The sequence below is a fragment of the Rhodococcus sp. CX genome, assembly GCF_015865005.1.
Lineage (GTDB): Bacteria > Actinomycetota > Actinomycetes > Mycobacteriales > Mycobacteriaceae > Rhodococcus.
In genome coordinates this window covers 7,086-10,773 of record NZ_JADZGH010000013.1, presented here as the reverse complement: position 1 = coordinate 10,773, position 3,688 = coordinate 7,086, and the positions used below count along the sequence as shown (strand labels likewise).

Annotated in this window: 4 protein-coding genes and 1 pseudogene; 1 reads left to right on the top strand and 4 read right to left on the bottom strand. The window is 69.2% G+C overall.

Translation table 11 applies throughout. From position 1 onward, the window contains the following. Positions 1-132: 132 nt before the first annotated feature. Positions 133-339 (top strand): annotated as a pseudogene (locus I0Q12_RS31650) (IS3 family transposase); the annotation flags it as partial. Positions 340-589: 250 nt separating this feature from the next. On the opposite strand, the gene I0Q12_RS01240 reads toward I0Q12_RS31650, so the two are convergent. The 4 genes from I0Q12_RS01240 to I0Q12_RS01225 form a co-directional block, all read right to left on the bottom strand. After that, positions 590-1,750: a PhzF family phenazine biosynthesis isomerase gene (locus tag I0Q12_RS01240; protein WP_197250227.1), complete on the bottom strand. Its 1,161-nt coding sequence runs from the start codon at positions 1,748-1,750 to the stop codon at positions 590-592. A 41-nt stretch (positions 1,751-1,791) separates the two neighbouring features. Next, complete coding sequence (locus tag I0Q12_RS01235) at positions 1,792-2,427, bottom strand: LysE family translocator (protein ID WP_197250226.1); 636 nt, start codon at positions 2,425-2,427, stop codon at positions 1,792-1,794. Positions 2,428-2,508: 81 nt separating this feature from the next. After that, positions 2,509-3,189, bottom strand: coding sequence for an SDR family NAD(P)-dependent oxidoreductase (locus tag I0Q12_RS01230; RefSeq protein ID WP_231609799.1), 681 nt, complete (start codon positions 3,187-3,189; stop codon positions 2,509-2,511). A gap of 7 nt (positions 3,190-3,196) precedes the next feature. Further along, the coding region (locus I0Q12_RS01225; protein ID WP_197250225.1) for a maleylpyruvate isomerase N-terminal domain-containing protein at positions 3,197-3,688 on the bottom strand (492 nt) is incomplete at its 5' end.

Below are 3,688 nucleotides of genomic sequence, written 5' to 3'. Positions count from 1 at the left end.
CGGGGCCGGGGACGTCTCACCCGATTCCCACCACTCCCTGGGACTTACCCTGGAAGACGCACCCCGAGACGTGGTTGGCAGGTCTGGCCCGAATCGCCCCGGCTCTGATAGAGGATCTCATTGCACGGGCGGATGAGATCCATGGGAGCGCCGAGGAAGTATCCAGAGAAGCTGAAAGAACGCGCAACGCGCATGGCGATCGGAGCGCGACGTGATCCGGCGACACGGGCCGGCGCGATCGCTCGGATCGCGGACCAACTCGGAGTGCATCGCGAGGCACTGCGGACCTGGTTCGCCAGGGAAGAGATCGACAACGGTGATCGTCCGGGCACAACAACGGACGAGGCGAAAAGGATCGCCGAACTCGAACGCGAAAACCGAGAACTGCGTCGCGCCAACGAGATCCTTAAGACGGCATCGGCGTTTTCGCGGCAGCGGAGCTCGACCGCAAACTGTGTCACCGACAGTGGTCTGCGCGAGTACATCCGGCTCTCAGCCGCCGCGGCGTCCAGGACGGTGGTGTCCGCGGCGGATCGACTCGTCGAGGCATGCACCCGGCGGCCGGCGGCAACCGTGTGAGCCTCGCCGATCAGGCGCGGGTGCCCTCCGCCGGACCGAACACCACCAGCGTCGCAAAGTCCGCGGTGACGTCGACGAACCGGTGCGGTAGACCCGCCGGGACGAACAGCACCGCTCCGGTGGGCGCCGGGATCGAGCCGGTGGGTGTCCACAGGGTCGCGCTGCCCGCGGTGACGACGTAGATCTCGTCTTCCCGGTGGGGTTGTTGCCCGTCGGCGGCGCCGGCCGGGATCGAGTACGTGCCCACACTCAGATCGGCGCGCCGCAGGTGTTCGACGTAGTGGGCGCTGGGGCCGGCGTCGAACCGGCCGGCGTGCTCGAGTCGCCGGGCCGGTTCGACGCGCACCGCGCGCCCCGACACGGTGATGCCGTCCTCGGGTGTGCCGATCTCCACCCCGATCTCGCTGGGGCGCCCCATGTCGGTGCCCTGGTGCACGACGAGCCGGTCCCCCGGGTGCGCCATCCCGAGATGACGGAGGTACCCGCCGAGGGCGGCCGCGGCCGATCCGGTGGCGGGATCCTCGACGACGCCGCCGACCGGGAATGGGTTGCGGCTGTGGATCTCCCGCGGTAAGGCGTACCAGAACAACTGGGCGGTCATCGCTCCCAGTCCGGTCAGCACGGCGCGGAGCGCGTCGAAGTCGTAGTCGAGGCGGGCCAGTCGGTCGCGGGTTGCGACGGCAAGCACCAGGTGACGCGACCCCGCGTCGGACACGACCGCGGGGAACCGTGGATCGAGGTCCTCCGGGGCCCACCGCAACGCGGTCAGCGCGTCCGCGACGACGTCGTCGGTCAGGGCGGTGATCGTCGGGGGCACCGAGGTGAACGAGGCGTGCAGGCCGTCGGTGCGATGGTCGATCCGCACCGGTACCCGGCCTGCCGCGGTGAGCATGACCATCTCGTCGTCGCCGTGGTGTTCGGCCAGGGCGATCGCGGTGGCGATCGTGGCGTGCCCGCAGAACGGCACTTCGACTTCGGGGGAGAAGTATCGGATGCGGTAGGTGTGCGGTGCGTCGCCGTCGGTGACGAAGGCGGTTTCCGATGCGCCGACCTCGCGTGCCACCGTGAGCATTTCGCAGTCGGACAGTTCCCGGGCGTCGAGCACCACCCCGGCCGGATTGCCGCCTCCGGCGCTCACGGCGAACGCCTCGTACAGCTCCACTCGCGCCATCCCGTGTCCTCTCTCCATTCCTGTAGTCTCGTCGGTCCGGTTCAGCCGCGGACGAACGGATCGAACACCAGGATCGCGAGGCCGAAACCGCACATGACACCGCTCATGATGATGGCGATCCACCGCGCCGGCCTCGGACCGAGCCTGCCGATCTCCGCGGCGAACAGCGCCACCGTCAACAACCATGCTGCCGCGAACGCCACGAGGAACAGGCAGTGTCCCACCAGGGTCCGGTAGTCGGCATCCGGGCCGGCGAAGGCCGGGATGACGGTGACGAACACCACCAGGGTCTTGGGGTTGGTGGTATCGATGAGGAATCCGCGGCGGAATCGCCGTGTCGGTGCCAGTACCCCACGTCGGGACTCAGCACTGTCCAGAATCTCGTCCTCGCCACTGTCGGGGACCCGGACGGCACTGCGTAGAGAGGTGAGTCCGATGAAGATCAGATAGATCCCGCCGATGATGCGCAGTGCGGCGAGGGCCGCCGGTGCGGCGACGAGCAGCGCAGCGAGACCGGCACAGGCGGCGACCGTGAAGACGAGCATCCCGGTCAGGGCGCCCAACGCGGTGGCGACCCCGTCGGCGCGGGACCGCAGTGCCGCAGCGGCAACCGCCAGGCTGTCCGGCCCGGGCGTCATCACCATGAAGGCCACCGCGGCGACGAAAGCAGCAGTCATCACGCACCTTCCCGATCTTCGGGATCAACGTTCACAGTCCACCGGCCACGGCGATCGTGGTGGCGGTGAGATACGAAGCCTTCACCGGCCGCGAACCCAGCCGCGGCGGCGATCTCGCTGGTGGCAGCGACACCAACGTGGGGTATGCGGTCCGTATCCCGTCGAGGCCGTCCCGGATCTCCTGCAGCAGCGTGAATTTCCGTGTCGACGGTGCCGGGTGCCATGCCGACGACACGAATGTCCCGGTGCCAGTTCGTGTCCCCGGCCGCGGGTGATCGCCTCCACCGCAGCACTTGGATGCGGCGTATCCCCCGTACTCGCCGGACACCCCCGGTGACTGCGGCGATGCTGCCGATGGTGATCACCACACCGGGTAGTGCGCGCTCGCGCCGGTAGCGAACCGCAGCCACGGTCATCGCCCACAACCCCGAAGACGTTGACGCCGACGATGTCCCGGACCTGCGCTGCGGTCACGGTGAGAAAATCACCGAGCGGGCCGGTGATCCCGGCGTTGTTCACCAGCACCGCCACCTCTCCCCCGCTCTGCACCGCCGTATCGACGCCTGTTTCTGCAGCGCCGGTGTCAGCGACGTCGGTCTCGATGGCGCGAACCCGAAGACCGCATTCGGCGACCAGGCAAGTGGCGGCGTCGGTGTCCCGGTGGTAGGTGAAACCCACCTCGTGACCCGCTCGGGCTGCGGCCCGGACGATCGCGGCACCAATCCCCCGACGACCGCCGGTGACGACGAAGTGCCCACTCATCGCCGGTTCACAACACACTGAAGCCGCCGGCCAGAGCCGAGCGCCCTGTCATTGCGAGTAGGACGGTCTCACCGTGTCCCCGGAGTACGGCCACTTCGGTTGCCACCGACAGCGCCTCCCGCAGCGCCCCGACCGGGACGAACGCCGGATGGCCGGTGGCCCGGGCCAGGTCGAGACCGTGCACCACCAGTTCGAAGGTGCGGGTCGGCAGGTACTGCGACAACAGCATGCCACCCACCACAGTGGTGACGAGCCGGTCGTCGGTCTGCGCCAGGGCCTGCAGCGCCCGGTCCCGCATCTCCGCCAGGGCGGCTGCGGGGTGGTCACCGAGTTCCGCGCCGGCCTGCTCACCACGCACTCGGACCGCCTCGGCGTCGACCTGCTCGGCGGCCAGGAGGTAGTAGTCGGCGGTGGACGGCACGCTCTGCTCGGCGGCGGGTCGGGCGAGATAGTCGACGACGGTGCTCAGCGCGCGGCCGATGTGGCCGACCAGCGAGCG